We start from the raw sequence: 26,100 nt of genomic DNA on the forward strand, positions 1-26,100 counted from the left end.
TGGCGTGGTGTTCGCCCTTGCCGACGTCCAGGCCGAGGAAGACGTCGATGTCGCCGGTGTCGATCACGTGCAGGCCCCTCCATCACGCTTTCGTCCGGCCTTGCCTGGGCACCGAGCTGCCACATCCACGTTACGGAGAGCTCTTCCGGTTCGGGTGAAGCCGGCGCTCAAGCCCCTCATCAGCGGTCCGTCGATGCCTCCGGGGCCGGTGACGCCACCCCCCGGATCATGAACAACAAGGGGGGGAAGTCATGCCGGACCCGAAGGCCGGGAGCCCCATTGCGGAGCCACGAAAAAGGTAACGGGGGGGGGGAGGCTGTAGCCGGTCTCCCGGGCGGATCACACCGTGGCGATGCCGGGGCGAACTCTCGTCCTGTTGCCGACCTGGCCGGGTGGGCGGCGGACCTGGTCGATCCGGTCCAGCCGAAGCTGCGTGGCTGGCTCCACGCCGCGATGGTCCCTGCCTCGCTGAGTGCCGGCATGTCGGCTGCGAGGAAGAGCCCGGCTGGTCAGCGCGGATGGTCGCCGCCGCTGGTGGCTCAATAGTTGTCCTGCGCAGCGACGGCGGCGTCGAGCTGCTCGGCCTCGGCCCAGGTGCCGTGAAGGCGAAGGGCACGCGAAGGGGGAGCTTTACTCGGGCCAGCGGCTCGCGACTGAACTCGGTGGTCTCGTGAACGAGGAGTTCGGACAGCCCGGTCGCCGGGTTCCACCACAGCGACAGCAGATAGCCGTCATTCTCCTCACTCGCGCTCTATGCCATGCAGGTCGACGACGAAGCCGGTGGGCGTCTCGTAGGCGTTGAAGAAGTGGGTCGGCGCGAGCATGACGCCGGTGTCGTACCAGGTCACCTCGTGGGTACGGCGGTCGAGGACCGCGAAGGGGGAGCCGTCGGGCACCGCGTCGGTGTCCCACAGCACACCGGGGCGGCCCTCCATGACTCGGTCGATCCGGAACTGAGTCGGGGACATCAAGTAAAGCGCGTGGTGCTCGCTGACGATGCAGTCGTGGACCATCGCCGGGCACCCCATCGAGAAGGTGAAGGTGTCGACGACCTGCCCCGTCCTGGCGTCGGCCTGGTACCAGGTCAGGTTCGGTCCGATGGCGGCGAAGAACAGCAGGCCACCGGTCTTCGGGTCGATTTTGTGGTGTGCTGTGCACAGTATGTCGATGCCGCCGTGGAAGTCGAAGGCGCCTTTGGTGTCGAGAGTGCCCGGGTACATCTCGGTGGGAAGCCCGCCCTCGAAGTAGACCAGCAGGTGGTCGGCGAAGATACCGACGTTGGTGTTGGCGACATTCTTGGCGGGTGGCGCACCCGGCGGCAGGGGCCGCGGGGCTCCCGTTGACGTAGCCGGGGTAGACCGCCTCACCGGCCTCGACCTCCACCTTCATGGTGTCGGTCATGACCCACTTCATCGGGAACGACGCCTTGCCGTCGCGGATGTAGGTGGCGGCTGCGCCGCCGTCGCCCTCCCACCAGTGGTACCGGTCGAGGTCGAGCGGCGTGAAGCGCGGGTTGTTGGCGATGCGGAACAGGGCGCCCGCCAGATCGTCGGGGAGCTTGCCGACGACCGGCAGGTCGAACGTTTCGGTCTCCTCGTGCCAGGGGGCGAAACCCGCAGGAACGGCTGAAGAAGGAGATCCGCCGCCGCACCGACGTGGTCGGCATCTTCCCCGACCGCACCGCCGTCATCCGGCTGGTCGAGGCGGTCCTGGCCGAGCAGAACGACGAATGGACCGAAGGCCGCCGCTACATGGGCCGCGAACTCCTCGCCAAGGCCCGACTCCACCCGATCGAGTCAGAGATCGACGACCCGGCCCTGCCCACCGAACTCACCGCATAGCCTCAGACCGAGATCACCGAGTGGCCGTCGATACACCACTCCAGCGGACGTGACCCGGCCCACCGGTCAGCGCTTTCCCATGGGGGCCGGCAAGGTGGCAGTTGAGCCAAGACATCGCAGGTTTACCGCACGGTCCTGGCATAGCCACCTGCGCTCATGCCGAACTCCCGCCGAAAGTGCCGGTTGAGCTGGCTCTGGTCACAGTAACCAAGCTCGGCGGCGGCCTCTGCCACGGATCGTCCCGCTGCCAGCATGGACTTGGCGCCGGCCAAGCGCAACAGGGTCCGGTAATGGTGTGGTGGAACCCCGTAGGCCTGCCGGAAACTCCTGATCAAATGGCGTTTGCTGCAACCGGCGACTGCCGCGAGGTCGTCGAGCTTGATGTTAGAGTTCAGTTGGCTGTGGAGCATCTCCCGTACTTGACGAAGCGCTCGAGGACGAAGTGTCGGACTCGCTGCGCCGGGAGCATCCGCATGCCTGGCGAGCAGGACACTCAGCAAGCGGATCAGCGACGACTCGAGATCCAACTCGTCCTCGCCGTGCGCCAAACCCCTGTGTAGCGCAGCAATGCCGTTGAAGAGGCTGCGGTCTGAGTAGGTCGTCTTGTGAAAGCGCGGCCGGTCTGTGCCGACTGGCATGAGATCGGCGTCAAGGAACATCAGTTGCAAGATGGCCTGGCCGTCAGCGGCGGCTTTGTACTGATCGAGGCAGCTCACGACCTCATGGGGCTCGACCACCGTCACCGTGCCAGGAACAGGGGGGCCCTGGGTTCGCCCGAGGTACTGAAAAGGGGGCGCAGAACCGCCATGCGTGATCTTGATAGTGAACCCGCCGTGCACAGCGGTCGGGAAGTCATGATCGGCAACCCGTACAACTAGGCTCTCGACTCCGAACCGCACTCTCCTGCGGCGCGCATCGATTGCGGACTCAGTCATGTCACTTTCGCCCTAGTTCGGTTTGTTCGGTTGATCTTACAGTTCCCGGCAAGACAAGTGCATCCGTCGGGCTAGGGAGGCATGACAGTCGATGGTTGAGCCAGTCGCCCTCCCCTGCCGTCAGACCGCGGGACGAACACCTGACGAGATCTGTGCACCGCTGCGGAGATCACCGTCCACACCAACGCAGGTGGCCGGGCGGCCGTTCCTGGCACAGCAGGCTCGCGGCCACGACCGCCAGTTACGACAGGCGCTATGTCAACACCGATCTCGAAAGGGCTCCGATGAGCAAGCCGTACAGCGACGCCGCCAACATCCCGGTCAACGCGTCGCAACCCGTCCTCACCTACCACCCGATCACCCTCGACGTTCCCGGCCGGCCCGTGCCGCTGGAGGTCAAGGTGTCGATCCCCGCGACCGGCACCGACCTGCCGCTCATCCTCCTGTCCCACGGGCACGGGCTGGCGAACTTTCTGTCCTCCTACAACGGCTACGGGCCGCTGGCGAACTTCTTCGCCGCCCACGGGTTCGCGGTCATCCAGCCGACCCACCTGGACTCGACGGCCCTCGGTCTGCGCGACACCGACCTCAAGGACGCGCCCCTGTTCTGGCGTGACCGCGCTACCGACATGCACAACATCCTCGACCGCCTCGACGACATCGAGGCCGCCGTCCCTGGTCTTGCCGAACGGCGGATCGACAGGGACCGTGTCGGTGCCGTAGGACACTCCCTGGGCGGCAACACCGTCTCCCTCCTCCTCGGAGCCCAGATGCTGGACCCGGACGACGACCGGCCGAAGGACCTCTCCGACTCTCGTGTCAAGGCGGGAGTGCTCATCGGAGCTCCAGGCATCGGCAACGACGAGCACTTCGCCGAGTGGGCCAAGACGAACTACCCGGTGCTGTATTACACCGACTTCGAGCAGATGACAGGCACCGGCCTGATCATCGTGGGCGATCAGGACCTCAACCCCAACTTCTCCAATCGGCTCAGCTACCGTGCTGACGCTTACTCGGCTAGCCCCGGCGGCAACAAAACCATGGTGACCATGTACGGCGCTGGTCACATCTTCGGTGGCATATCCGGATACGACGCGGCAGAGACGGACGACGAAAATCCCGAGCGCGTGGCGACTCTGCGGGCTCTCGTGTGGGCCTACTTGCGCAGCCAGCTCTACTCGGCCGACTCGTCCTGGAAGAACGCGCTGAACGCCCTGGAAAACGGTGAAGACCCGATGGCCAAGGTCGAAACGAGGTAGTTCCGCGAGGTGGGCGGCGGCGCGCGACGGCCGCCGCCCACCGCACTGCATCGCACCGAGACCTTTCACCCCAGCACGGATCGCACGGGAGCAACCGCCATGTGGACCACGTTCGCTGCAACCGTCGGCGGAAGCGCCACCGGCCTCACCGGCCTCACCTTCATCGTTGTCGCCTTCCGCTTCGACGTCGTCGCCACCTCCCAGGAATACCGCAACCGCGCCGTGCGAACCGTCTCCCTGTTCCTGACAACCACAGTCACCGCATCGCTGGTCACCCTGCCGCAACCGACCTGGGCGTTCGGGCTCGAACTGTTGGTCGCCGCAGCAGCAAGCGCAAGTCTGCTCTCGGTGCTCGACCACGCAGCCCGCCGTGGCACGTCCCAGCATGCGCGGCCCATCCTCGTCGTGCTCGTCGTGTTCGCGGCAGGTATCGCTGCCGCCGGACTGTTCGCCACCGTCGGCTCCACCAACGGAATGGGCTTCTACGCGGCGAGTTCGCTGCTCGGCCTCATGTGGGCCGTCTACGGGACGTGGGTCTTCCTCACCCAGGCGGGCACAGATCAGATCAACGCGGTAGCAAACGTGCATGACCAGCCCGGCACCGTGCCGACCGCCTGACCGGCCCCACACAGTGAGGCGGTGCGGGACTGTGACGGTGAGTGCTCGCCTGTGATCATTGAGCATGCATGATGCGAACACGCTTGTGGGACGGTGCTTTCGGGGTTGTCGGCGTTGGTCATCGAGGATGTGGCGGACGGCGGCGAGATAGTCCGGGTTTCGGCTCGGGCCCCGGGATGTTCCCGTTCCCCCGTCCGGTGCGCGGGGTGGTGACGGGCCGGGTCCACGGGTATCCCGGCCGGACGGTGCGGGATGTGCCGGTCGACGGCCGGCAGGTCGTGGTCCGGGTGAGGATACGACGGCTGGTCGGTCATGTCCCTTGTCGTGGTGTAGGCGATCAGCCGTCCGACGTGGCGGGTAGGACGGTCGGGGCATCAAGGTAGAGGGCGTCCACGCTCTCGTTGGAGAGGTGGCGGCGGGGGAAGGCGATCCATTCGTCGTGGAGTTCGGCGAGGACCGCGGTGGCCAGGCGGAGGACCGCTGGCGGGTTCGGGAAGACGTGGACGACGTCGGTGCGGCGTGTGATCTCCCGGTTCAGCCGCTCGAGCGGGTTGGTGGACTGGATCTTCTTCCAGTGCTGGTGGGGGAAGTCCGCGCACGCGGTCAGGTCTTCCTTGGCCTCCAGCAGCATCTCTTGGACCTTGGGGGACTGCCGGCCGAGCATGTCGGCGACGGTGTCGAGCTGGGTGCGGACCGCGTCCGCGGTGGGCTGGGCGAAGACGGTGCGGATCGTCGCCGCGTCCCTCTCTGTCGAGCCTTTCGGGATCACGGCGAAGACGTTGCGGGCGTAGTGAAGCTGTAAAGAATCAAGCTGGTGTGCCGTGACGAACTTGAGTACCTCGGTGGCTGCGGTGAAGCGCCGTCCTGCAGGTGTCACGACGCTTTGGTCCTGGTCAAGGAGTGGACGGGCGTCGTCGATGGCGTTGCGGATGGTGCCGCGGCTGACGCCTAACAGGTCGGCGAGGGTCTGCTGGTCGCATAGGCCGCGTTGCGAGAGAACGGTTGCCAGGATTCGGTCTGCGTCGGTGATTTTTTGGCGGAAGAGGCCGCCGCGGGCTCCGGGGCGCCGGTCACCTCCCCGCTGGCGGTGCCGGCGTTCTTCCAGCGCGGCCTGGTAAGGCACGGTGATCCGGTTGATCAGCGCCTGGAAGTCCGTTCGGGCTTGCCGGTGAGAGCTGGGTCACGCTGACGGAGTCGATCGCGCACCGCGAACAGTCCAGATCGCCGCGGGCACCAAGTCCGTCGAGGACCAGGCGGTGAAGCTTGGCCCACACCCGGGCCTCCGTCCACTCAGCGAACCGGCGGAAGGCCGCCCGACAGCCCGAAACTTGGTGGGAGTTGGTTTCAGGTACAGCCTGAGGTGGCCACGAAGATGATGGCAGCCAGCACCTCGCGGTCCCTTCGCCGCCGGTGCCCTCGACCCTGAGGGCGGATTGGCGCCGGCGGGTCCACCCGCTGGTACAACGTCCACAGCTCTTCGGGCGCCATCCGCTCGACAAGCGCAGCAGTCATCACCCCAGACTGCCGCAAGATCACACCAACTGAATTGGCGACGCCTAAACAGAAGCCCGAACCCGCGTCATACAGCCCACGGCATGGGAGACCCAAGTGACTCTCTACGTATGCTCGTTGAAAACCGACGCTCCGCAGTCGATCCCCGCCGACGGTGCCTACCACATCGTGCGCTTCCCGTTCGGCTCCGGTGAGTCGTACGATGCGCACAATATGCACCAGGCCGCCCAGCCGGACGGCTACACCGTCACCAACTGGGCCACGGACGACCGCGCCGGCCTGATCTGGCCCTCCACCGCGGGCTGGGGCCAGCTGTACGCGATGATCCAGTGGGCGGACGGCTCCTACACTGAGCTGCGGGACCGTTTCGTCCGCGATCCGCTGAACCTGTCTACTGGCTATGACTCGACGGCCACCGACCACCGTCCGCCGTCGCCCGGCATGCAGTGTTTCACCAAGGGCCACGGCCTGTTCACCGCCGCCGGCACGCCGCTCGCGCTGCTCGTCTCTCACAACGACAGCGCCACCCGCAATCTCGTGCTCGCCGAATTCAAGCTCGCCATCCACACCTGACCGGAGGGCCAACGGGACTTTCCCATGTGGCTGCGTGCGACCCAGCCCGGAAGATCGTTCGGTTGCAGCCCTGCAGAGCCTTTCGCCTCGTAGGCGACCGCCCTTCGCGACCGCGCATGCTGATCAGCCCCTCCCGGTGATGCTTGCCGGCGGGGCTGACTGCTGGATATGTATCGGGCGCCTTGCGGTGGGTGGGGGAGGGTCAGCCGCAGTCGTTGCGGTTGATTTTCAGGGAGCGAGTCTGGTCGTTGAGGTTGTAGCCGCGCAGGTCGTGGATGGAGCCGCCGCTGCGGGTGATGCACACGTGCCGGCCGCTGTGGTTGCGCTTCTCATATACGCGGGCGGTGCGGTCGGAGTTGTTGCGGATCGAGCTGCCGCGGTCACGGATCGCGGAGGGCAGGTCCTTGACGCTGCCGTCCACGGCACGCCGCACCCACGGCTGGCCGCCGAAGTTGATCTCTGGGTAGATGCACACGTAGCCGGAGGGGCAGTCGATTGCTGCCTTCACCGCGCTGGGGGTGCTGGAGGCGGAGGCGGGAACGGCCATCGGGGCGAGGGCCAGTGCGGCGATCGCCGCGGCACGCGTCAGGTTTTTGATCACGCATTACACCTACTGGACACTGAGGGCCGGCACGGCATGGTGCGCCGCGAGTTCACTCCACTGGGCGACCGGTGCGCCGGTTGGCGGCCCTGGCACTCGCCGGGGCTCCCACTCCTTGGGTGCGGGAGCCCCAGCCGACTGGGCCAGGGGACGGGGTTGACGGTGACCTCCGTGCCGGGGCACTCGGCGGCGCCGAGGGTCAGCGTGTCCTGCTCGGCTGGGTCGACGGTCAGGCCCTACTGCAGTCTCACGGCCGTCCAGTTGGCCAGGTAGTGGCAGCGTTCGGCGGGGTTGTCGGGCACGAGCCAGGTGGCCGGGTCCTGGTCGGCTCTTTGCCGGTTGGAGCGGGCGCTGACCGCCTCAATGTGGCGTGCGTCGTCGAGGTAGTTGGCGTAGGTGACGCGGCGTTGCCTCAGGCGGAGGCGCCGGAGTCCCACGCTTCGGCGAGCGGGACCAGGTGGTCGATGTCGATGCCGCGGGGGCCGTCGATCCGCGTGGCGTCGTACCAGGAGTACCAGCGGCCCCCGGACAGGGTGCACCGGCCGGATCTCCAGGGTCAGCAGGCACGGGCCAGGAGCATACTTGCGGGCATTGGTGACCATCTCGCTGACGACCAGCTGCACCATGCCCATCGCCCGGGCGGACACCGGGAAGCCGTGCACGGCCTGCACATCGGTCAAGAAGGAGCGGGCCAGGTCACGGGCGTGAGCGATCTCCTCACTGCCCTCGAAAGCGGCCGAGACCGATATCGGACGGTCCACGAGCGACCGCTGGCCCTCGTCTTGCCCAACGGGGTTCATGCAGACTGCCTCACGTTCCGAAGCGCCGATCAACGCCCAGGACGGATACCCCCGAAACCTCCCCGCACACTCTCTCCACAGACCGACATCCGGCACGGCTTCGTCGGGCGAGGGTGACGGGTCGCCGCATGCTCACACCCGACCGACGGCACCAAACCGCCACCTAACACGAACAGAACCCGTCAACAGCGATGAACAGTCTTCCGGCGACCTGCGGGGACATCGAACCACGCCCGCCAACAATCGTGAGCGGTCACAGGTGTGGCGCGCGATAGTTGGCCTCTTTGCACGGTGGTTGGCGCTCGTGAGTAGCCCGCCATGTATCGCGCAACGTCACAGCCGACGCCTGCGTTGCCCCTTGTCCAGTTCCGCTACCTGCGACATTCCACCCATTCCGGTGGGGGAAATCTCCGTCCCGGCACACTGCGCGACGGCCGAAAGAAGAGCCGCTGCCGTCCGGGGCGTGCCGCTGGGAGACTTCGGGGATGACCACGCAGCGGCTGCCGTTCCCGGTCCCGGACGAACGCGCCCACCTCTTCGTCGACAACTACGCCGACATGCACGACCTCGTTGAGGACCTGGTCGTGCCCGCCGGCGCTCCCGAGGCCGCAGCGACCGTCCTGCGTACGGCCCGCGAGCTGCTGCGCCAGTCGTGCTACTGCTACGAGTTCTCCACTGTGGCGGTCATGCACTCCCTGATCGCGGTGGAGATCGTGCTGCGCGACCGCATCCCGGACGCGGGCAACAAGCCGCTGCATCAGCTCATCAAGCAAGGTGCTGCGGACGGGATCCTGACGGCCCGGCAGGCGGAGTACCTCGACTACGGTCGGCAGATCCGCAACGGCATGGCGCACGGCCAGACCACGCACGCGGTGATGCCACCGGCCATGGCGGTGCCGATGGTGACGACCTCGTTCACGATCGTCTCCGAGCTCTGCGCCGCACTCCTCTGACACCGAAGCTTGACCGATTGCCACTCAAGTTTGACCGGGCGGGTTCAGGCGGGTTGCCCGGCTCCCACGGAGTGGCAGCAGCGGAGCGGGCCGCGCTGGTGTGAGGTTGCGGCCCGCTCTCGGAGTCTGCGACTCAGGCGTTGAGGTTGACCGTCGTGGGCAGCTGGAGCAGCGATGCGCGGATCTGGTCGGGTGAGCCGATGATCGCGAAGACGGGCTGCTGGAGCTGGTACATCGCATGCTGGGGGGAAAGGGGGTGAGATGGTCATTGAGCATGGTGGCCGTCTGGGGGTTGGACAGAACCCGCGGGCTCCACTGGACTTTTTCCATCGAGACGACCCCCGACGGGGTTATCGGCTTCGAGATGAACGCCGACCACCCCCAGCTCGGCAGGGTCACCCTCTCCCAGGCCGACTTCAACACCACGCCAGCTCAGCTCGCTCGAGCTCCGCAGCACCATGCCCCTGACCTTCCGCAGCACCTTCCTCCCGTTCCTGCTCGGTGACGGGGCCGAGGCCGGCCAGCTCGGATCTGTTCGGGGGTGGGGTCCACGGTGATCCTTTCCTGCCGATGAGCGGGTTACGCAGTCCGGTTGGCCATGGGCCTTGCTGCCGCTCTGCTGACGCCTTTGATGAGGGGCGGCGCATACCTGTCACGGCTGGACTCGCCGTTGCCTCGATGCCGCAGGACGTGCCGGAGGTGTAGGGGATCACCAAACGTTGGGAGTGACGGGCACCGTCCAGAGCTCGTCGTTGGTGTGCTGGGGGTTCTCTAGGCTCAGCGCGTTCCAGGTACCGCCGTCACCGACGGTGCTGGTCTGCCTCAGGACGGTGGAGATGTCGTCCCGGGGGTGGATGGAGACCGTCCCGTGCGGCGCAGGGTAGGACTTCGACCGCAGCTGGAACTGCTGGTTCGTGGCGTTCGGGCTGCACGGCGCCAGGGTGACCACCCATGGGCCGTATCGGTCCCAGTCGCCACCGGCTGCCGGCCTCGGGCTGCGGGTCCAGCAGGTTCCCTTGGTGGTGCTCTGGATGCTGTAGTACCTGCCGTGCTCGCGAGGAGTGAAATTCCAGCTCCTGTCGGACGAGCCCGGCCAGTTCGCATCGGTGAACGCGGCAAGCACCTGACCGTAGTTGCCGTAGGTTCCGATGTGCCGGCCGGTGCTGGCGTTGCGGGCTTCTCCGGTGCCGCCGGACACCTCAGCCGCTGCGGATGTGGCAGTGCCCAGCACGCCACCCAGCGCGGCACACACCGCGGCCGCAGCGACAGCCGTACGGCGCCACCGCTGGCGGCTCGGGCAGGCGGCAGTCCTACTGGCGGTCACTGTCATAGATCGGCGTACACGCATGATGTGCTCCTTCGCAAAGGACGAATGGGACGTCCGCAACCTGTCCCGCTCCACCTTCGTGACACGCCTCAACGCGGCAACCATCCGATCGAGCGATCACTTTCCCGCCACTCATGCGGGCCAGTTGGTCGAGGCCACCGCCGGGCGCTTGTGCGCGAGGCGACGAACGGGGGCGGGAAAGGGTCCCCGCGGAAGTGGAAGGCCTCGTTGAGGCTGGACCGGACACCACGACGGGGGAAGTCTTTGCTCCCGTTCGGTGGTCATGCTGGCGTGAGGACTACCGGCGGTGGGGGCTAGCAGGGGGGCGTAGAGCTGGCGACCGCGTCGGCTTGACGATGTCTCAATTCACCAATGACTACCATTAGTAGCATTGCCGCTACTTTAGGTCGCTGGAATGCTGGTTATGACTTCGCGGGTCGCAGGTGTCGTTGGCTCTCCCACGTCCCCGGAAGGTACGCGTGCCGTGTTGCCCCTTCGCGTACGGGCCGCATCAGTGCTGCCGTCGGCCCCGCCGCCCCCTCCACTACAGGAAAGCAGGATGACGCTGACCATGCAGACTCCAGTCCGCCTCGCGGCAAGCATCGCGCTCACCGCCGCCGCCATGCTGATGGCAGCCGCCCCCGCCTCCGCCGACGCCTCGATCATCCGAGGCCAGGGCCGCGACGCATGCACTCGCAACTACGTCTGCCTCTACGACAACTGGGACTACAACGCCCCCACAAACGCCCGCATCCTGCGAACCACCGAGGACATCACGCACCTCAACGACTACAACTTCAACGATGTCACCAGCTCCGCCGTCAACAACAGCCGCTTCCTCGTCCGGATCTACCCCGAATACGACTTCAAGGGAGTGCCCGTGACACTCCTGCCCGGCGAGTCCATCAGCTTCAACCGGGGCAACGGCTTCAATGACGTGGCCTCCTCCGTCCAGTTCCTCCCCTACACCATCGGATAGCCAACAGCCGCACCGATCGAGCGCGCCCGGGGAGGGCGACTGCTGTCACTGCGGCGGGACCGGCCTGGCCCGCCCGCTGTGGAAGCCGTCGTTCTCAGCCGGCCACGACATCGCGTAGTTCCCGTACGGCGCGTTCGTGGTGGTGCTGGGCGGGGATCGCTTGGTACAGGTTCAGGGCGCGGCGGCGGACCAGGCCGGTGCGGTAGTCCGCCGGCAGCGCTGTCAGGGCGGCGATCGTACGGCGGCACGCCTGTTCGGTGTCTCCGTCGTGATGGGAATACGCCGCCGCGTCGATGTTCAGCAGGGTGCGCGTCATGGTGCTGGTCGGCGCGGACAGCTCCAGGGCGCGCTCCTGGCTGACGTGGGCGAGGCGGGTGTCCCCGAGCGTGGTGAACGCGTGGCTGAGGTGGACTGGTCCTCAAACCGGGCGACGTGCTGTACGTGCCGCGCGGCGTGTGGCACGCGGTCTCCGCCGACCAAGGCGTCCGCTCGCTGCAGGTCACCTGCGGCCTGCAGACCCACACCGCGACGGACCTGATGGCGTGGGTGTCCGAGCAGCTGCTCACGCACGAGGACTGGCGCCGCGATCTGCCGCTGCTTAGCACCCCGGACGTCAGGCCGACGCCGTGGACGGGATGCGCAAGCGGCTCGCCGAACTGCTGGACGACCCGACGCTGCTCGCCCGCTACCGGGCCGCGATGGACGGCCAGGCCGTCGGCCGGATGGTGCCGAGCCTGCCGTACATCGACGGCGTTCCCGCCGACTCGGGCCTGCGGGTGCGGCTGACGACCACCCGCGCCGTGCTGGAGGTCGGCGAGAACGTGGTGATGCTGTCCGCTGCCGGGAGCACGTTCGAGTTCGCCCCTGCAGCGGAGGCCGTGCTGCGCCCGCTGGTCGACGGCCGCACCATCGACCTGGCCACGCTCGCCGACACGGCCGGCCTCGCTTTGGAGGGTGTCGCCGGGCTGGTCCAGGAGCTCGTTGCCGGGCAGGCCGCGACGGTGGGGAGCCTGCTGTGACAGCGGAGCTCGCTCTGGGCACCTACCGGTGCCAGGCGATCCCGGAGGCGGCCGTCCGTGCGGCCGCCTCCGGCGTGGATCGACACCGCCCTCAACTACGCCGCCGGCCGTGCCAGGACTTACTGGCCCCGGCCCTGGCCGCCCACCCGGCCCTGCGGATCGCGACGAAGGCCGGCTACTTCACCGCGGCCACCGGTGCCGATGCCGTGAACGCTGGGGTCCTCACCGAGGACCAGGCCGTGGTCGGGCACAGCCTTGCCCCGGACTACGTGCGCTGGCAGATGGGCCGCAACCGTGAGCAGCTCGGGCGCGAGCGGCTGGACCTGGTCCTGCTGCACAACCCGGAGCGCGCCCACCCCGGCGACCGCCTGGCCCTGCACCGCGCGATGCGGGAGGCGTTCGTCGTCCTCGAGAAAGCCGTAGCAGCCGGGCACGTGGCCGGGTACGGCACTGCCACGTGGGCGGGCCTGGAAGAGGAAGCGTTCACGGTGGGGGAGCTGCTCACCCTGGCCGCCGAAGCCGCGGGCGGCCGGCACCACCTGGTCGCGGTCCAGCTGCCGGTGAGCCTGGTGATGATGGCGCCGATCGTCCAGGCCCTTGACGGCCGGGGGCCGCTCCGGCCTCAGCCGGGGCCGGGCTGCGGGTGATGGCGTCTGCTCCGCTCCACGGCGGCGAGCTCCCCGGCATGGTCGACCAGGAGCTCGCCGACCTCATCCGGCCGGGCCTGACCCCCGCACAGGCGTGTGTTCTGGCGGTCGCGTCATGCCCAGGAGTGACGGACGTCCCTCTGGCCGCCTCCGGTGCGCCACACTGGAGTCAGGCGGCCGACGCCGTTGCCCAACCCTCGCTGCCGCCGCCAAGTTGCGGGAGATCACTGGTGTACTCGCCGCCCCCTGACCCAGACACCGAACAGCGCATGCGCGCCCGCCACGCCCGCGCCGCCCAGGCGCTGGACGTACGAGTCGAGCCGGGCGGGGAGTTCTGGGGGTGGGCCGGGCGCACCCTGGGTGCCCCGGCCCGCACCGCCACCGGGCAACCGGCGTGGCTGCGGCTCGTGTCCTCACCGGAGGAAAAGGCATCGGGGAAGCTGTGGGACGGCGCCCTCGACGCCCAGCACGCCTTCGGGAACCTTCGACGGGCGCCGGCCCGCCCCCCTGTCTGTCCACGACGCCGTCGACGACGGCACCGCCTACCGGGCGGAACTGGCGGCCAGAGTCGACCAGCCGGTCCTGTCCGACGACCCGGTCCTCCAGCGCGACCTTCAGCTGCCGGACTCCTGGTGGCAGGACCTGGCCGGGACGCTGGAGAAGGTGGCGGCCGTCGACACCGACCGCGTCGCCGTACGGCAGCAGTACATGGACCGGGCGATCCCCGAATTCGTGGGCATCCCGGCCCCGGCCGTGACCTGCTGGAGCGCCGCCCACTCCGATCTGTACTGGGCTAACGCCACCACGCCGCTGAGGCTTCTCGACTGGGAGGGCTGAGGGCGCGCTCCGCAGGGGTTCGACGCCGCCACGCTCTATGCCTACTCGCTGCTCCAGGAGAACGTCGCCGCCCGCGTCCGCGCCGCCTTCCCCGTCCTGGGCAGCCCGGCCCGCCTCGCCGCCGAAGCGACCGTGTGCGCCCGGCTGCTCCAGACCGTGGCCCGCGGCGACAACCTGACCCTCGAAGACCAGCTCCGTACCTGGGCAGAGGAACTGCGCCGCCGCTGAAAGAGCCGCCCGGGTGCCGGTGAGGAACACCGGCTGTCCCGCCTCGCCGCCGGCGCCCTGGCCGCCCGGGTCCGCGCCGCGCGCCGAGCGGAACGCCTGGGCTCGCGCCCCCGCCCGTACACCGTCGCGGTGCCCACCGCCTCGAGGCCGTCGCATTCGCGGCCCTTCCGCGACGGCCGGAAGGACGGCCGTCTCCCGGAGCCGGAGACCGGCGTCGATGCGGTGGAGCAGACCCGCCAGACCTTGGAAGCCGCCGCCGTGCAGGGGGTCGCCACGCTCCAGGACAGCCGGCGGGCGCGCGAAGTCGCCCACAGCCCCCGCCCGCAGCCCGCCCCGGCGACGGCCCCGCAGCCGCACACCCAGCAACCCGGCACCCAGCACACGCCGGGCCGAACCACAGGAGGAGTCACGTGAGCACCCCGGAAGAACGCCCCAACCCCGGCGAAGCGCTCGCCCGCGCCCGTGCCGCACGCGAGCAGATGGCCGCCGCGCTCGACGAGGACCAGGCGCCCAAGCCCGATGAGCCCGTGGGGTGGCAGCCGATCTGGAAGCGCCCCGAAGTCGAAGGCGGCGAGGAAGAAGGAGCTGCGCGAGCAGCGAGCGGCTCCAGGAAGCCGCCAAGCGCCGCCTCGCCGCGAGGAACTCGCGCCGGCCCCGCGCCCGGCAGAACCGGATCGGCAACGCGGCCGCGCGCCGCGATGCCCGCGCCCTGTCCCGGGTACGGCACTCCAACGCCTGGCTGTGGTGACGATGCCGGACATCGTCCACCGAGTGGAGTCCACCGAGTGGAGCCCACTGAGTGGAGTCCACCCGATGGGTTCCACTGAGTGGACTCCACTCTGGTGCGCACCGGATGACGATGGACGCCACCGGGGTGGCGCACCGCGATGTCTGCTGCACCCGGTGCGCGCACCGCATTGGTGCGCGCACCGGCACACCCTCTCCAGTACGGCCGAGTTCGCGCGTGACCCCTTGTCCAGGTCTGCTACCCGGACGTGTGCCCCCCTTGTCCACCTCTGCTACCCGGCCCATTTCTCCTTGCCACAGCGCCTTCCGGCCGCCGATCAGACTGCGGTCAAGGGGGTGGGTGATATAGGAGCCCGCCGCCCGCGGCGCGCCTGTGCGGCGCGCCGGCACCGATGGCGCGCACCGTGATGGACAGCGCGGTGCGGTGGTGCGCGCACCGCGCGGTAGTGGTGCGCAACGCCACTGCGCGGCGCGCGCACTACACGACAGTGAGGCGCACCGGGTGCGCGCCGGCCGGTGCGGGGTGCGCATCGAGGGCCTGGCCCACGCCGACGGCCTCCAGCTGGCGCAGGGTGTCGGCGACGTCCTCGTGGTCCTCGGTGAGGAACTGCGCGACGAAGTCGATGACCGCGCGGGCGATGCCCTGTGCCGTGTCCGGTCCGGCCTGCGCCCAGATCCGCAGCGAGGCTATGAAGACGCGCCCGAGGGCCTACAGGGCGAAGGTGTCCTCGGACGGCTCGCCGGCCTCCGGGCCGGGCAGCGCGGTGACCGGGACGACGATGCGTTCGGCGACGTCGACGAGCAGCTCGGGCATCTGCGGTTCGGTGCTGGCGACGGGCGGCGTCGACGTCGTCGGCCTGGACGGCACGGAGGTAGTTGAAGGCGCTGATGGCCGCGTGCGGGGTCATCGGGGCGGGCGGCGTGGTGTCGGGCATGTCGGCTCCTCACGTACGGGCCGCCCCGCTGATCGCGGCGGTTCCAGATGCGAGTTTCAGAGCGCGGGCCTGTGGACAGAGGTCGGCGCCGACGGGGGAGAGCTCTTCCCCTTCGACGTTGCTTTGTGGTCGCCCTGCGAGAGATCCGTTGACAAACTGCTGGGCTGCCGCGCGAGCTGCTGTTCCGGTGCGCGGTGAATCAGCCCACGTCGTGCGTTTGAAGGCCGACTCGCGCCGCCCTTGGACGCGAGAGGACCCGGCGGCATCGCCTGCCACCGGGTCCTCATAGGTGTCTGTGTAGCCGTTGCTGGGAGGCCGGCGTCGTGGACGTAGTGCTGAACTCCGTGCTGCCGGTTGCCCTGCTGCTCAGAAGTTGTTGGTGGCCACACAGAGGTCGGGGGCCGCCGTCACGGTGACCATGCCCGACCTGCAAAGGCTCTCACGCACGACTGGCCGGAAAGCTCAGCCTCTTCCGGTCAGCCGGGGGAGCACCTCGCTCTCCAAGAGACCAGACTCCTCGGTCGCCTGCACCTGGAGATCGATACCAGCGAGGGAGTCACGAAGCGCCTTCGTGGCGGTCCCGTAGGCCAACCTCATTTGCATCATGGCCGTGTCCGGTGCCCATTGGAGGAGCAGGAGCTTCTCTTGCCTCCCGGCCTCCCCCTCGTACTCGAAGCCAAAGACGCCCCACCGGCACTCGTCCATCGGCATCTCTTCGGCGAATTCCTGGTAGTACGTGGAGCTGGAGGTCCTCGACGACGATCTCCGTGTTGTCCCCGTTGAGGCTGAAGATGACGTACCCGTGCTCCCTGTCCTTCAGGGCCTGGTATTCCTGCAAGCAGACGTCGTTTACCGCTACACCCGATGCCATGACCTACCTCCGTCAACCAGCCGTTATATGATGTGATTGCACAGTATCGGAACGTAGCCACTTGAGTGCCATCAAGCCTGCTTCATCACATTGATCACGATGCGGTCACGACGGAGAGGTTCTTCAAGGCCCGGTGTCACACGAGGGCCGAAAACCGGACCTGTAGAAGGTGACCGGCGGGATAGGCCCGCCCCACCTCTCAGGAGCACCCTGTGGCGAGCACCGTAGACGAGCCCGAGCAGCCCCTTGACCGGGGCGAGCAGCCCCCTCCGTGGACCCCTCCATCACCCCCTCCGCGCCCCGTTGCCAGGGCCCGGGCGTTCCCGCAGGTCAGGACCGGCGGACAGGGGGGCGTCGCAGGTCCGACAACCCTCTTGTCCAAAGGCGTCCTACTCACAGGAAGAACTCGACGGGACCCAGGCGGAGGGAGCTGCTGCAGGCGCTGGGGATCTTTCAGAGGGCGACGCCCGATCAGTTGTGGAAGCTGACCCGTCCGGACAACCAGCACGACAAGCTCACGCGGGACAACCTCCTGGATCTTCAGGACCACCACCTGGTGAGGATCGAATCGGTTCGGGACGACCAGAGGCAGGTGTGGGTGCTCACCGCCCGAGGACACCGCGAGGCGAAGCAGCTGCTGGAGCCGAAGGGCATACGCGTCTCGGTGCTGCGCAAGGAGGAGTACGACCCGGTCACCGGGGAGCTGTTGGGCGGCGGCTACGACGACCACGCCGCGGCGGTCACCTCGACAGCCGCCGAACTTCACCGTGCCGGGATCGGGCACCGGCTCGGCTTCCAGACCGAGGTTCCGCACCGGCTCGCGGACGGGTACGTGCAGCGGGCGGACCCGGTGGTGCGGGCGCCGGCGGCCGGGGTGCTGGCGCTGCTGCTGGAGATCGACCGCCGCTCCGAGGACGCCCACGATCTGGTGCACAAGCTGCGCCGGTACTGGCAGTGGAGCCGACTGCTGGCGCCGGACGCGGACAAGCACACCGTGGACCTGGCCCGCTTCCGGCCGGACGCGATCGAGCACATCGACCACGAGAAGCGGCTGTGGCGCCGCCTCTACCCGCCGACCGGCCGGGAGGGCCTGGTCCCGGTGGCGTTCGTGTTCGCGGACACCACCGAGGCGAAGGTCGCCGCGACTTCCAGTTACTGGCCGTCGCGCCCTTCTGCGGGCGGGGAGCTGTGAGGATGCGCGGGGGTGCGGTCAGGTAGAGCCGGGAGTCGGCGGGGATGCGGGCGTTGTCGTGGATCGCCGCTCAGGGCCTGCCGAGATCACCTGCGGTTCCGTGGGCTTCGACAATTGCGATGTGTCGGCTTCGTGCCAGTGGGAGGTGTCAGTCACGGTTGAGTAGGAAAACGGTGTTCCTGCTGGTCGTCGGCCCGTGGCTGGAGCTTGCCACTGACATGGCGGTGGTACCTTGCAGCCTCGCGGCTGTCATGGGTCGGTACATCCCCAGCTGGTTCACTGCGACGAAGACGGCACATCGCACCGCCATCGCGGCCTGCCACCGTCATCAGCAGCCAGCCCTTCTCTTCGTGCCGCTCAGAGGTTCCTCTGTTTCCCCAGCAGGATGATTTTCGCGCCGCGTGCCCGTGAGCAGCCAGCCGCCCATGTCGCCCGCCTCCCGCAGCATCGGCAGGTATCGGGTAAGCCGCTCGGCGACGTAGGGCAGGCTCATGGAGGGGGCCGCAGTGTGCCAGCCGCGCTCGGCCCACCAGGCGCCGGGGTCGCGCAACGACCACTGCCAGGGGGCGCCGTCGGCGGACAGGGCATCGCGGCAGGAGCTCAGACAGCCCAGCCTGTCCAGGCTGGTCGCGTTTTCTGCTCCGACCTCGCTGCCCGGGGGCGAGTTCGCGGCCATGGTGCGTACGACCATGTCGGCCTGGTCGGGTTCCAGATAGGCCAGCGTGCCCTCGCACAGCCACGCCGTACGCCGTCCCGGGTCGAATCCGGCCGCGGTCAGGGCGTCGGCCCAGGCGTCCCGCAGATCAGCGGCGACCGTGACCCGGCGTGCGGTGGCCGGGACTCGGCCGCCCACGACGCGGTTTTTGAAGTCGAGGAGGTCGGGCAGGTCCACCTCGAAGACGTCCACCGGCCGGGCCCAGGGCAGCCGGAAGGCCCGTGCGTCGAGGCCCGCGCCGAGAAGGACCACCTGGGAGCATCCGCCGCGCACGGCATCCAAGAGGTACTCGTCGAAGTACCGGCTCCGTACGGCCACTCCGTCGTGCAGGAAGGCCCGGGCCTCCGGGCCGCCCGGTAGCGGGCCCACTGGCCCCGCCGCCGCGACGAACTCGGCCGCCCAGGAGTCGATGACGCAGGGCCGCGCCAGGCGGCTCTCGTCGGCCCGCAGCTGTGCCGTCCATACGGCTGTGCGGGAGACGGCGGGAAGCGGCTGTGGCTCGCTGTCGACCGGGCTCATGCTCGCTGCGGCTCCTTGTCCGTGGTGAGGGGCACCAGCTGAGGCGCCGCCGGGGTGGTCGTGGGCAGACCGAGGGCCATGTTGCCCACGTGGACCAACCGGTCCCGGTAGGGCCGGAGAAACGAGGGCGTCATAGGCGCCTCGACGCGTCCGGTGAGACAGGTGGCGAGGCCGATGTCGGTGCCGACCAGGCTCAGCGTCTGCATCAGGCAGCCGGTATCGCGGTAGATCAGGCTCAGCGCCATGCCCTGGTACTTCCAGCCGGTGCGATAGGCGCAGGAAGTGAGATACAGGCTGGCCGGCGGGGGCTGCTCCTCCCGCATGGGCACGCACAGCGTGCGCCGCTGGAGGTCGGCCAGTTCCTCGTCCCATGGCGCCAGGTGCTCCAGGGCGTGGTCGAAAGGGTCGTAGTGGTAGGCGCCGGCGGTGAGCCCGTCGACGTCCCTGGCCACCAGATACAGCTCCAGGCTGTGGCGGGCGCCGCCGGAGGGCGCGGCGCGTTGGGTCTGCTCGTACTTCAGCGGCGGGAGGTAGCCGCGCACCCGGGCCGTGCGGGCGAAGAGCGTGGCCAGCAGCGGAAGGGGCACCGGGCCCGAGTGGTACCGGCGCACGCTGCGCCGCTCGGCCAGGACCCGGTCCAGAGGGCGGCTCGAGGCCGTGGCGCCCTCTGGCAGCGGGATCCGCTCCAGGGCCTCGGTGTGTACCAGCCGGGCCGATGGCGGGGTCCCCCGCAGCTGTGCGGGCACGCCGGACCGGCTTGCCTGGGCGTGCACGGCGAGTTCGTACGGCGTCCAGCCGGCGGCCGGGGGCGCGCCGTCCGGCCCGGGTACGGCTGCGTCGCGGCGCGCGTCCGCCTCGGGGGTGGGCGCGGCGTCGGGATGTTTCGAGACGGACGCGTCATCGGGGACGGCGCGGGCTACGATCCCCGCCTCGGCCAGCCGCTCCAGCAGGCGCCAGACCTCTTCCTCCGGACGGGAGGACGACGCCCAGGCGCCGTGCACATCCGGCGCGCTGCGCGGCTGGTCCAGTAGGGAAAGCAGTTCCAGCAACTCCGGTTTCACGGTGAACTTCCGCCACGAGCCGCAGTCCACCAGCACGAGCTTGCCGTTCTCCCCCCACTCCACCAGCAAGTCGGGGTGCCGCCGGTACAGGGACTGTCGAGTCATCAGGGCGTTCTTCTCCTGTCTGCCGTCTCGTTGACTCGCTCGCGTCCGCTCAGCCGAGAGGCAGCGGGTAGGGGTTGAGTTCCTCCTCGGCCAGCGGGGTAGTGCGCAGCCCCATCCGCACCGGCGCCTCGTACAGGCGCCGACCGCCGCGCCGCCGGAAGTCGCGCCGCAGGGTGAGCGGGCACAGGCCGGGCACGACGCTCCTGACAACGCGCACGCCGCACTCCGCCACGTCAACGGGCGTGATGTCTACGGCGATCGGTTCGTACCCCCGCGCCGAGAGCCGCCGGACCACCTCCTCGACCGAGGCCTCGGGCGAGGCGGAGGTGGATCGCGGGGTGGGCAGGGGGCGCAGCGGGCCCTGGTCCCAGAACGGCACCAGGGACAGCCGCCCGGGGGCGCAGTAGTAGGTGTAGAAGTCGGCCCGGTCCATCTTCGTTGCGTCCACGTCGGGGATCTCTCGCTCGGCCAGCCAACTCCCCAGCCCGGTCCGGCACAGGTCGGCTTCCTCCAGCGCTCCGAGCAGGGCCCCGTGGAGGTCGAGGTGCGCGCTGGTGGCATGCGCCACCATGGGCCGTTCCTCCGGGCCCTCTACATAGCGGACGGAGACCGCGGGGATGCCGAGGTCCGTGGTGAGGTCCTTGCACATCACCTGGACGCCCGCGGCCGTCAGCCGGCCGACGATCGCGGCGGCCGGTCCCTCGGTCAGCCCGCCGAGGTCCAGGGTGGGCAGCGTCAGGCGGTTTTCCCAGAAGATGGAGACGGCGTCGCGCTCGACGACCTCCAGCAGGCCGCCGAGCACCGCGTGGTGCAGGCCGCTTCCGGCCGCGAGACCGGTGGAGATGGGGTCGACCAGCCGCTCCTCGCGGCGCGGAAACCGGTAGGGGACGTAGACGACGCAGGCGGGCAGGTAGCGGGACCGGCCGGTGGTCAGCGAGCGGCCCTCCACCCAGTCGAGCTCGAGATCGGGGTCGAACGGGGCGATGCGGGCCAGCGAGGCGTACTCACGCTCCGAGGCCAGCGGCAGGCTCCGGGGGTCCACGGCGGCGGCGCCCAGTGCCCGGAAGGAAGCGCGGACCAGCCGCTCCGGGTCATAGACCCCGGCCGCGTAGCGCTCCATGAACTCGCCGACGGCGCACACCCGGGCGAGCGTCGGATCGTACTTGACGGCGCCGCTGCACGAGCTGGCCTGAACCGGGGAGAACCAGGTCGTCGTGGGGTGACCGGCGGTCAGCACATGCGTGGTCGAGTTGCCCGGCTCGCGGTCCGGATCCTGCACCCGGATCTCCGCCACCAAACCTGTCAGCGGGTCCACGGCCCGGCTCATCCGTTCCCAGCACGACGCGGGGTCGACGGCCGACGGCTCGGCCGGCTCAGGGGGCGCGGCTGCGGTGGCGCAGGCCGGGCACAGCGGGGTGTGGAGCGCGGGATGGCGGGTGTTGACCAGGGTGGCGTGGTCTACCTCCACGAGGTCGGCCGGGCCGCTCGGGCCCCGGGTGAGGACCGACCTGGCCTGGTGGGCGAGCAGAGCGGCGGCCATGGTCGTGGTGGGCCAGCGGTCGCTGTCCGCCGTGCCGTAGAGCACGTCCAGCGGCAGGTCCGCGATGGCCTGCCAGGTGTGGTTTGCGCGCATCCGGCGCACCAGGCAGACCGGGCAGGCGGTGCGCGGCGGCTCCAGCACGGCGAACAATAGCCGGGCGGGCGAGCTCAGATGGGTCACGATCGGCGCCCGCGCATCCATGGCCTGCTCGGTCCACCGGCGCAGCAGGGTCTCGTCCTCGTGCAGGGGCAGCACCAGCACCTTGGGGGTCGACCGGCCGGGGGCGGCGGCTCGGACGACCTCGGCCCCGGCCCGCCGCAGCAGCTCGGCGACACTGTCCGGCAGGGGGCCCTCGCCGACGACCACGGCCGGCCCGGCGGCGTCCTGGCCGCCCGCGCCGTACAGCGGGTGGCTCAGCAGGGTGTCGGAAGCGGGGTGCACCAGCGTGCGGGACCGCAGGCCGGCGATGACGTCGGCGGGGAGTGACTCGAGGCCGATGTCCCCTTTGAGCTCGCTCAAATTCGGATTCTGCTGCGGAACGCGCAGCGTGCCCGTGCTGGAGCAGATATAGAAATGGCCAGCGCGGTTGAAAAGACGGACATCCCGTCGCGTGACGAGCCGGAAGGATTCCCGCGGCGGTGTGTCCGGTTGCGCGTTCACACGGTTCCATTCTTAAGTGAGAGCCGACTGCCGGTCAAATGGATGGTTTTCCCGGCCCCGGGGTTTCGGGAGCCGGGAAAACCCTGGGGGTCCTGCTAGATTTCCTCGGCGTCCTCATCCATCTTGATGGTACAAGTGGAGACGACTACTGCCTCCGGCTCCGGAATTGCCATTTCCTCGAACAGATCGTTGTCGATCATTGAGTGAGCCTCCTGTCGCTGCGGACGCGAATCTCTCTTTTCGCGAAAACGAGGCTGGAACAAGTGGACGTTCGCAGCCTTGCCACCATGAGAAATCTCCAGGAGGGGACTGTCAAGACTTTCGACGCGAGAAGAACCCCAAATGCTGAACGCATATGGTCGTAAATTTCGATGCAATTCTCAACCTCTAATCCTATTTTCCGTGTCATCTGGGCGTGTCGCCGCGCGCGGTGCTATCAGTGACATGTGATCAGGCATTAGGCGGTGTCGGGGAGGGGCCTGTGTACGACGTGATCGTGGTGGGGGGCCGTTGTGCCGGCGCCGCCACCGCCCTGCTCCTCGCCCGCCGCGGACACCGCATCCTCCTCCTGGAGCGTGCGCGCTTCCCGAGTGACACCCTCTCCACGCTCTACATCCACCAGCCCGGCGTGGACCGGCTGGCCCGGTGGCGGGTGCTGGACGAGGTGCGGGCCACCGGCTGCCCGCCGCTGGAGCGAATCTCCTTCCGCGCCCCCGGGCTCCTCTTGACGGGCCCGGCACCAGCGTGGGGCGCGGCCACCGGCGGCCTCGCGCCCCGGCGGTACGCCCTGGACACGATCCTGGCTCGCGCGGCGGCGCGGGCGGGGGCCGACTTCCGTGACGGCTGCTCGGTTACCGGGCTGTTGTGGGAGGGCGACACGGTCGCCGGGGTCCGTTACACGACCCCGGGAGGCGGCACGGACCAGGCGCGGGCGCGGCTGGTGGTTGGCGCCGACGGGCGGAACTCCACCGTGGCCCGGCTGGTGGGAGCCCCATACCTGCGCCACGACGGACGGCTGACCGTCGCCCTCTACACGTACTGGAGCGGACTTTCCGGCGACGGGCTGGGACTGTACTCGGGCCCAGGCGCGGGCGCCGCCCTGGTGCCCACCCAAGACGGTCTCACGCTCGTCAACGTGCAACTCCCTCGCGACACTCCGGTGACCCGGGGGAACGCGCGCCACGCCTATCTGGCAGGCGCCCTGCGCGCCTGCCCGGACCTCGCGGAGCTTCTGGCCGCAGGACGGCAGGAGGAGCGCCTGTTCCGATGCACGGACCTGCCCAACTTCTTCCGCCGGGCGTACGGCTCTGGCTGGGTGCTGGTCGGCGACGCGGGCCACCACAAAGACCCGTGCGGCGCCCACGGGATCAGCGACGCGCTCGCCCAGGCGGAGCTGCTGGCCGGATGCCTGGCGGAGACGGTCGGCGATCCGTCCCTGCGGGAGAAGGCCCTGCGGCAGTACGCGGAGGAGCGCGACCGGCGGTGGACTCCGCCGTACGAATCCAACCTGGCGTACGCGAGGCTCTCGCCTACGGAGAACCACCTCGAAGTGCTGCGCAAGGGTGAGACAGACCCGCTCTTCCGGTCCCTGGTCTTCCGCGCGCTGGCGGGCATCCCGGACGAGGACTTAAGGAGCCTCGGTCGGCAGGCCGAGGTCCATTAGCAGCACGAGCGCAATCCTGCAGCAGCTCACGCGGGCGGCGGCCGCGACGGTGTGGGCGCGGGTGCGGCCGGTGGTCGACATCGCGCTGGCGGCCGTCGACGTCGTCGCCGTGGTGTACGTGATGCGCGGCGCGTTCAAGCGCCACCACCTGCTCGCCGAAGCCCGCCGCTACCTCTCCTACGCCCTACGCGGCCGACCACACCAGCCCGGCCTGGACGAACAGATCGTGCAGACGGTCATCGACGACTACACCCGCCCGGCGAGCCGGCGGATGATGACCGCCGACCTGCGCGCCCTGTACCCGCGCGACACCGAGGACCAGGCCGTGCTGCGCCCGCTGACCCGCAAGCGGACCGCCCCGCCGTACGAGCGGGCCCGCCTCGCCGCCGACGCCCTGGCCGCCCGGGTCCATGCAACGCGGCGTGCGGAGCGCCTGAGCTCCCGCACCCGACCGCGCACCGTCGCCGTTCCCGCCGCCTCGAGGTCGCACCCGCGGCCGTTCCGCTCCGGCCGGAAGGGCGGCCGCCTCCTGGAGCGGGAGACCGGCGTCGACACGGTGGAACAGGCGCGCCAGACCTTGGAAGCCGCCGCCGCGCAGGTGTCCGCCACGCTCCAGGACAGCCGGCGGGCGCGCGAAGTCGCCCACGGCCCCCGGCCGCAGCCCGCCCCGGTGACGGCCCCGCAGCCGCACACCCAGCAGCCCGGCACCCAGCACACACCGGGCCGGACCACAGGAGGGGTCGCATGAGCACCCCGGAAGAACGCCCCAACCCCGACGACGCACTCGCACGCGCCCACGCGGCCCGCGCGAAGATGGCCGCCGCGCTCAACGAGGACCAGGAGCCCGAGCCCGGTGAGCCCCTGGGATGGCAGCCGATCTGGAAGCGCCCCCGGAAGATGAAGTCCAAGGCGGCGAAGAAGCAGGAGCTGCGCAAGCAGCGGCAGCGACTCCAGAAAGCCGGGCGGCGCCGACTCGCCGCCGGGCAGTCGCGCCGCCCCCGCTCCCGGCAGAACCGAATCGGCAACGCGGCCGCGCGCCGCGACTCGCGTGCCCTGTCCCGGCTGCGGCACTCCAACGCCTGGCTGTGGTGACGATGCCGGACACCGTCCACTCGGTGGAGTCCACTCGATGGACTCCACCGAGTGGAGCCCACCCGATGGGTTCCACCGAGTGGACTCCACTCTGGTGCGCACCGGATGACGATGGACGCTGCTGGCCGCCGGCGAGCCCAGTGACCTCGTCTCGGTGGTACGAACCGCCGTCGAGTACGGCATGTGCGATCCCCGGGATTCGGTGGAGATGGCATGCGCTGCGGCGGAGACCGCCCAGGCCGTGGTGACAGCGACTGTCGAGCCCATGGGCCCTGTATACCCCGCAGGACGCCGCGACTGGTGCCTCCGCACTCTTCGTTCAGCCTGTCCTGGCTGCACGCGTCCGCAGAGATCCACACCACGCTGCTGCCGCACCTGCCCGCCCGGCGCTGAAGGAGCCCTCGGGTGCCGTCGTACGCGAAAGATCCGCGCTGCACCGCCATGGCCGATGCCCTCATTCCCCTGCTGGACGGCGCCGAAGTACGCACCACCCTCCTCGACACGGTGGTACGCCTCGCGCTGCTGCTGCGCTGGCGCCACCAGGCGGCGCGCGGTCTGATGCTGACGCTTAAGTTCGCCGGCGGCGGCCGGTGGGAGAAGACCCGCCGCCTGACCGAGCCCTCCGCGCACGACGACGACCTACGCACTGCCGCCTACCAAGGTCTCCCCTGCGAAGCCGGCGGCCAGTGCGCAGAGCGCATACTCAGTGATCGTCACGCCGACGTCGAGAGCGGTGGCGTGTGGTGACGCAGATCCGACAGCCAGGTGAAGAAGGTATGGGGGATATGAGCGAGGCGAGTGGGCCGGTGATGCCGGAGACGGTGGACAGCCCGGCGTTGCGGACACAGCCGACCAGTGCGGCGGCGAGGTG

General features: G+C 69.3%; 23 protein-coding genes and 12 pseudogenes. 16 read left to right on the plus strand and 19 right to left on the minus strand.

The window, feature by feature from the left end:
* Nucleotides 1–661: 661 nt before the first annotated feature.
* From ABTZ58_RS37250 to ABTZ58_RS37260, 3 genes and pseudogenes are all read right to left on the minus strand, one after another.
* Nucleotides 662–724, minus strand: a pseudogene (locus tag ABTZ58_RS37250) (hypothetical protein); the annotation flags it as partial.
* A 16-nt stretch (nt 725–740) separates the two neighbouring features.
* On the minus strand, nt 741–1,367 hold the full coding sequence (locus ABTZ58_RS37255) for a carotenoid oxygenase family protein (protein ID WP_351367048.1): 627 nt from the start codon (nt 1,365–1,367) through the stop codon (nt 741–743).
* A gap of 19 nt (nt 1,368–1,386) precedes the next feature.
* Nucleotides 1,387–1,575 (minus strand): annotated as a pseudogene (locus tag ABTZ58_RS37260) (carotenoid oxygenase family protein); the annotation flags it as partial.
* A 35-nt stretch (nt 1,576–1,610) separates the two neighbouring features.
* Here ABTZ58_RS37260 and ABTZ58_RS37265 point away from each other — a divergent pair.
* Nucleotides 1,611–1,841 (plus strand): annotated as a pseudogene (locus ABTZ58_RS37265) (transposase); the annotation flags it as partial.
* 122 nt (nt 1,842–1,963) lie between these two features.
* On the opposite strand, the gene ABTZ58_RS37270 reads toward ABTZ58_RS37265, so the two are convergent.
* On the minus strand, nt 1,964–2,776 hold the full coding sequence (locus tag ABTZ58_RS37270; protein ID WP_351367051.1) for a helix-turn-helix domain-containing protein: 813 nt from the start codon (nt 2,774–2,776) through the stop codon (nt 1,964–1,966).
* 284 nt (nt 2,777–3,060) lie between these two features.
* Between ABTZ58_RS37270 and ABTZ58_RS37275 the strand changes: the two genes are divergently transcribed.
* The 3 genes and pseudogenes from ABTZ58_RS37275 to ABTZ58_RS37285 all read left to right on the plus strand — a co-directional run.
* The gene (locus tag ABTZ58_RS37275; protein WP_351367054.1) at nt 3,061–4,035 is read left to right on the plus strand and encodes an alpha/beta hydrolase family protein; all 975 of its coding nucleotides are present in this window, start codon (nt 3,061–3,063) and stop codon (nt 4,033–4,035) included.
* A 99-nt stretch (nt 4,036–4,134) separates the two neighbouring features.
* Nucleotides 4,135–4,653, plus strand: coding sequence for a hypothetical protein (locus tag ABTZ58_RS37280; RefSeq protein WP_351367057.1), 519 nt, complete (start codon nt 4,135–4,137; stop codon nt 4,651–4,653).
* Nucleotides 4,654–4,746: 93 nt separating this feature from the next.
* Nucleotides 4,747–4,961: pseudogene (locus ABTZ58_RS37285) on the plus strand (ISL3 family transposase); the annotation flags it as partial.
* A gap of 29 nt (nt 4,962–4,990) precedes the next feature.
* Here the strand turns inward: ABTZ58_RS37285 and ABTZ58_RS37290 are convergent.
* From ABTZ58_RS37290 to ABTZ58_RS37295, 3 pseudogenes are all read right to left on the minus strand, one after another.
* Nucleotides 4,991–5,446 (minus strand): annotated as a pseudogene (locus ABTZ58_RS37290) (transposase); the annotation flags it as partial.
* 27 nt (nt 5,447–5,473) lie between these two features.
* Nucleotides 5,474–5,832, minus strand: a pseudogene (locus ABTZ58_RS40370) (ISAzo13 family transposase); the annotation flags it as partial.
* Nucleotides 5,826–6,165 (minus strand): annotated as a pseudogene (locus tag ABTZ58_RS37295) (transposase); the annotation flags it as partial. The pseudogenes ABTZ58_RS40370 and ABTZ58_RS37295, both read right to left, overlap by 7 nt.
* Before the next feature lie 96 nt (nt 6,166–6,261).
* Here ABTZ58_RS37295 and ABTZ58_RS37300 point away from each other — a divergent pair.
* A complete protein-coding gene (locus tag ABTZ58_RS37300) occupies nt 6,262–6,738 on the plus strand; it encodes a hypothetical protein (RefSeq protein WP_351367059.1) in 477 nt (158 codons plus the stop codon).
* A 202-nt stretch (nt 6,739–6,940) separates the two neighbouring features.
* Here the strand turns inward: ABTZ58_RS37300 and ABTZ58_RS37305 are convergent, their stop codons facing one another.
* The 3 genes and pseudogenes from ABTZ58_RS37305 to ABTZ58_RS37315 form a co-directional block, all read right to left on the minus strand.
* A complete protein-coding gene (locus ABTZ58_RS37305) occupies nt 6,941–7,339 on the minus strand; it encodes a peptidase inhibitor family I36 protein (protein WP_351367062.1) in 399 nt (132 codons plus the stop codon).
* Between the two features lie 236 nt (nt 7,340–7,575).
* Nucleotides 7,576–7,776 carry a hypothetical protein gene (locus ABTZ58_RS37310; RefSeq protein WP_351367113.1) on the minus strand — a complete coding sequence of 67 codons (201 nt, stop codon included), beginning with the start codon at nt 7,774–7,776 and terminating at the stop codon, nt 7,576–7,578.
* Between the two features lie 108 nt (nt 7,777–7,884).
* Nucleotides 7,885–8,139: pseudogene (locus tag ABTZ58_RS37315) on the minus strand (ATP-binding protein); the annotation flags it as partial.
* Between the two features lie 485 nt (nt 8,140–8,624).
* Here ABTZ58_RS37315 and ABTZ58_RS37320 point away from each other — a divergent pair.
* Entirely contained in the window at nt 8,625–9,092 is a 468-nt protein-coding gene (locus tag ABTZ58_RS37320) for a hypothetical protein (RefSeq protein WP_351367065.1), read from the plus strand.
* Nucleotides 9,093–9,801: 709 nt separating this feature from the next.
* Here the strand turns inward: ABTZ58_RS37320 and ABTZ58_RS37325 are convergent.
* Nucleotides 9,802–10,323 (minus strand): hypothetical protein, encoded by a 522-nt coding sequence (locus ABTZ58_RS37325; RefSeq protein ID WP_351367068.1) that lies wholly within the window; start codon nt 10,321–10,323, stop codon nt 9,802–9,804.
* 655 nt (nt 10,324–10,978) lie between these two features.
* Here ABTZ58_RS37325 and ABTZ58_RS37330 point away from each other — a divergent pair.
* Nucleotides 10,979–11,398, plus strand: a complete 420-nt coding sequence (locus ABTZ58_RS37330) for a peptidase inhibitor family I36 protein (protein WP_351367071.1) — start codon at nt 10,979–10,981, stop codon at nt 11,396–11,398.
* 94 nt (nt 11,399–11,492) lie between these two features.
* Here ABTZ58_RS37330 and ABTZ58_RS37335 read toward each other — a convergent pair whose 3' ends face one another.
* Nucleotides 11,493–11,714, minus strand: a complete 222-nt coding sequence (locus ABTZ58_RS37335; RefSeq protein ID WP_351367074.1) for a hypothetical protein — start codon at nt 11,712–11,714, stop codon at nt 11,493–11,495.
* Nucleotides 11,715–12,033: 319 nt separating this feature from the next.
* Between ABTZ58_RS37335 and ABTZ58_RS37340 the strand changes: the two genes are divergently transcribed.
* The 4 genes and pseudogenes from ABTZ58_RS37340 to ABTZ58_RS37355 all read left to right on the plus strand — a co-directional run bounded on the left by ABTZ58_RS37340 (nt 12,034) and on the right by ABTZ58_RS37355 (nt 14,877).
* Nucleotides 12,034–12,417: a winged helix domain-containing protein gene (locus tag ABTZ58_RS37340; RefSeq protein ID WP_351367077.1), complete on the plus strand. Its 384-nt coding sequence runs from the start codon at nt 12,034–12,036 to the stop codon at nt 12,415–12,417.
* Nucleotides 12,414–13,064, plus strand: a complete 651-nt coding sequence (locus ABTZ58_RS37345; RefSeq protein ID WP_351367080.1) for an aldo/keto reductase — start codon at nt 12,414–12,416, stop codon at nt 13,062–13,064. The genes ABTZ58_RS37340 and ABTZ58_RS37345 overlap by 4 nt, the downstream gene beginning before the upstream one ends.
* 360 nt (nt 13,065–13,424) lie before the next feature.
* Nucleotides 13,425–13,901 carry a hypothetical protein gene (locus ABTZ58_RS37350; RefSeq protein ID WP_351367083.1) on the plus strand — a complete coding sequence of 159 codons (477 nt, stop codon included), beginning with the start codon at nt 13,425–13,427 and terminating at the stop codon, nt 13,899–13,901.
* 638 nt (nt 13,902–14,539) lie between these two features.
* Nucleotides 14,540–14,877 (plus strand): annotated as a pseudogene (locus ABTZ58_RS37355) (hypothetical protein).
* A gap of 708 nt (nt 14,878–15,585) precedes the next feature.
* Here ABTZ58_RS37355 and ABTZ58_RS37360 read toward each other — a convergent pair.
* The 3 genes and pseudogenes from ABTZ58_RS37360 to ABTZ58_RS40375 all read right to left on the minus strand — a co-directional run.
* On the minus strand, nt 15,586–15,744 hold the full coding sequence (locus tag ABTZ58_RS37360) for a hypothetical protein (protein WP_351367086.1): 159 nt from the start codon (nt 15,742–15,744) through the stop codon (nt 15,586–15,588).
* 529 nt (nt 15,745–16,273) lie between these two features.
* Nucleotides 16,274–16,546, minus strand: a pseudogene (locus tag ABTZ58_RS37365) (cofilin family protein); the annotation flags it as partial.
* Nucleotides 16,547–16,571: 25 nt separating this feature from the next.
* A pseudogene (locus ABTZ58_RS40375) lies at nt 16,572–16,682 on the minus strand (hypothetical protein); the annotation flags it as partial.
* 271 nt (nt 16,683–16,953) lie between these two features.
* On the opposite strand from ABTZ58_RS40375, the gene ABTZ58_RS37370 reads away from it, so the two are divergent.
* Nucleotides 16,954–17,874: a replication-relaxation family protein gene (locus tag ABTZ58_RS37370; protein WP_351367089.1), complete on the plus strand. Its 921-nt coding sequence runs from the start codon at nt 16,954–16,956 to the stop codon at nt 17,872–17,874.
* 328 nt (nt 17,875–18,202) lie between these two features.
* Here the strand turns inward: ABTZ58_RS37370 and ABTZ58_RS37375 are convergent, their stop codons facing one another.
* From ABTZ58_RS37375 to ABTZ58_RS37390, 4 genes are all read right to left on the minus strand, one after another.
* Entirely contained in the window at nt 18,203–19,108 is a 906-nt protein-coding gene (locus ABTZ58_RS37375; protein WP_351367092.1) for a class I SAM-dependent methyltransferase, read from the minus strand.
* The gene (locus ABTZ58_RS37380; protein ID WP_351367095.1) at nt 19,105–20,274 is read right to left on the minus strand and encodes a SagB/ThcOx family dehydrogenase; all 1,170 of its coding nucleotides are present in this window, start codon (nt 20,272–20,274) and stop codon (nt 19,105–19,107) included. The genes ABTZ58_RS37375 and ABTZ58_RS37380 overlap by 4 nt, the downstream gene beginning before the upstream one ends.
* A gap of 49 nt (nt 20,275–20,323) precedes the next feature.
* Nucleotides 20,324–22,333 carry a TOMM precursor leader peptide-binding protein gene (locus tag ABTZ58_RS37385; protein WP_351367098.1) on the minus strand — a complete coding sequence of 670 codons (2,010 nt, stop codon included), beginning with the start codon at nt 22,331–22,333 and terminating at the stop codon, nt 20,324–20,326.
* Between the two features lie 236 nt (nt 22,334–22,569).
* Complete coding sequence (locus ABTZ58_RS37390; RefSeq protein WP_351367110.1) at nt 22,570–22,659, minus strand: azolemycin family RiPP peptide; 90 nt, start codon at nt 22,657–22,659, stop codon at nt 22,570–22,572.
* 296 nt (nt 22,660–22,955) lie between these two features.
* Here ABTZ58_RS37390 and ABTZ58_RS37395 point away from each other — a divergent pair, with 296 nt between their 5' ends.
* The 4 genes and pseudogenes from ABTZ58_RS37395 (at nt 22,956) to ABTZ58_RS37410 (ending at nt 25,976) form a co-directional block, all read left to right on the plus strand.
* Complete coding sequence (locus ABTZ58_RS37395; protein WP_351367101.1) at nt 22,956–24,137, plus strand: FAD-dependent oxidoreductase; 1,182 nt, start codon at nt 22,956–22,958, stop codon at nt 24,135–24,137.
* Between the two features lie 16 nt (nt 24,138–24,153).
* Nucleotides 24,154–24,885, plus strand: a pseudogene (locus ABTZ58_RS37400) (MobF family relaxase); the annotation flags it as partial.
* Entirely contained in the window at nt 24,882–25,229 is a 348-nt protein-coding gene (locus ABTZ58_RS37405) for a hypothetical protein (RefSeq protein WP_351367104.1), read from the plus strand. The pseudogene ABTZ58_RS37400 and the gene ABTZ58_RS37405, both read left to right, overlap by 4 nt.
* A 405-nt stretch (nt 25,230–25,634) precedes the next feature.
* Nucleotides 25,635–25,976 carry a DinB/UmuC family translesion DNA polymerase gene (locus ABTZ58_RS37410; protein WP_351367107.1) on the plus strand — a complete coding sequence of 114 codons (342 nt, stop codon included), beginning with the start codon at nt 25,635–25,637 and terminating at the stop codon, nt 25,974–25,976.
* Nucleotides 25,977–26,100: the final 124 nt, after the last annotated feature.

The organism is Streptomyces sp. NPDC094143 (genome assembly GCF_040303825.1).
In the GTDB taxonomy this organism is placed as follows: domain Bacteria; phylum Actinomycetota; class Actinomycetes; order Streptomycetales; family Streptomycetaceae; genus Streptomyces.

Bases quoted from the DNA above. Each gene is read 5' to 3' on its own strand.
- ABTZ58_RS37270 (WP_351367051.1), bottom strand. From the start codon at position 2,776: ATGACTGAGTCCGCAATCGATGCGCGCCGCAGGAGAGTGCGGTTCGGA.
- ABTZ58_RS37275 (WP_351367054.1), top strand. From the start codon at position 3,061: ATGAGCAAGCCGTACAGCGACGCCGCCAACATCCCGGTCAACGCGTCG.
- ABTZ58_RS37280 (WP_351367057.1), top strand. From the start codon at position 4,135: ATGTGGACCACGTTCGCTGCAACCGTCGGCGGAAGCGCCACCGGCCTC.
- ABTZ58_RS37320 (WP_351367065.1), top strand. From the start codon at position 8,625: ATGACCACGCAGCGGCTGCCGTTCCCGGTCCCGGACGAACGCGCCCAC.
- ABTZ58_RS37330 (WP_351367071.1), top strand. From the start codon at position 10,979: ATGACGCTGACCATGCAGACTCCAGTCCGCCTCGCGGCAAGCATCGCG.
- ABTZ58_RS37335 (WP_351367074.1), bottom strand. From the start codon at position 11,714: ATGACGCGCACCCTGCTGAACATCGACGCGGCGGCGTATTCCCATCAC.
- ABTZ58_RS37340 (WP_351367077.1), top strand. From the start codon at position 12,034: ATGCGCAAGCGGCTCGCCGAACTGCTGGACGACCCGACGCTGCTCGCC.
- ABTZ58_RS37375 (WP_351367092.1), bottom strand. From the start codon at position 19,108: ATGAGCCCGGTCGACAGCGAGCCACAGCCGCTTCCCGCCGTCTCCCGC.
- ABTZ58_RS37380 (WP_351367095.1), bottom strand. From the start codon at position 20,274: ATGACTCGACAGTCCCTGTACCGGCGGCACCCCGACTTGCTGGTGGAG.
- ABTZ58_RS37405 (WP_351367104.1), top strand. From the start codon at position 24,882: ATGAGCACCCCGGAAGAACGCCCCAACCCCGACGACGCACTCGCACGC.